This window comes from Mesorhizobium sp. M5C.F.Ca.IN.020.29.1.1 (assembly GCF_003997375.1).
GTDB lineage: Bacteria > Pseudomonadota > Alphaproteobacteria > Rhizobiales > Rhizobiaceae > Mesorhizobium > Mesorhizobium wenxiniae.
Map to the genome: position 1 here is coordinate 1 of NZ_RZSW01001131.1, position 672 is coordinate 672.

Annotated in this window: 1 pseudogene; it reads right to left on the reverse strand. The window is 57.3% G+C overall.

What is annotated here, in order from left to right:
• Nucleotides 1–494: 494 nt before the first annotated feature.
• Nucleotides 495–672, reverse strand: a pseudogene (locus tag EOA85_RS39740) (alpha/beta hydrolase); the annotation flags it as partial.

Consider the following 672-nt stretch of genomic DNA (forward strand, 5'->3'; position numbering starts at 1 on the left):
CCGTCGCAGAGCGCGGTGGAATAGGCTGAAACGCCCTTTTTCGCCGGCAGCTCAGCCGCTTTCCATCGAAGGGCTTTCAAGGTGGTAGGCGCGTAAACTCGCGCTCCCTAGTCCGGAACTGTTACTTGCGCTGGTCGGAAAAACAGTAACGCCAGCCTGTGGCGATCTGTCAGGCACGACCAAGAAAAAGCGGGGAACTGAGTTGGATTGCTGTTCAACGGGAACTGTCTCGGGCGCAATCCCGAAAGACCATTCAAAAGACAAATTGGAACCGCGCCTAGGCTACGAAACGGCTAATCCTGGAGTCATATCAATCTTTTAGCTTATTGATTGCGTGGCTCGATAATGCAGCACAGGTCGCCAGAAGGATACGCAAGCGGCGACGAAGGCGAGCGCTGGCATGATGCGCTGTCCCTCCTCCTGCGGCTGTTCCTTCGATCGGCGACAGCAACGAAACGACCTGTGAGGCGGCACTGCCCCAGGCGGATGTTGTATCACTGTCTTGGGCTGTCGGATGACGGGGTCAGGCCGGCGCCAGCTAGGAAAGTGCGAACTGCCATGCGAACATCCTGCTGCTGCCCAACAAGAAGATGTCCGCCAGTGTCATAGACGACCAGTTTGGCACGCGGGATCTTGGCTGCGGCGAACTCAGCTGCCGGTAGCGTGTTAAAC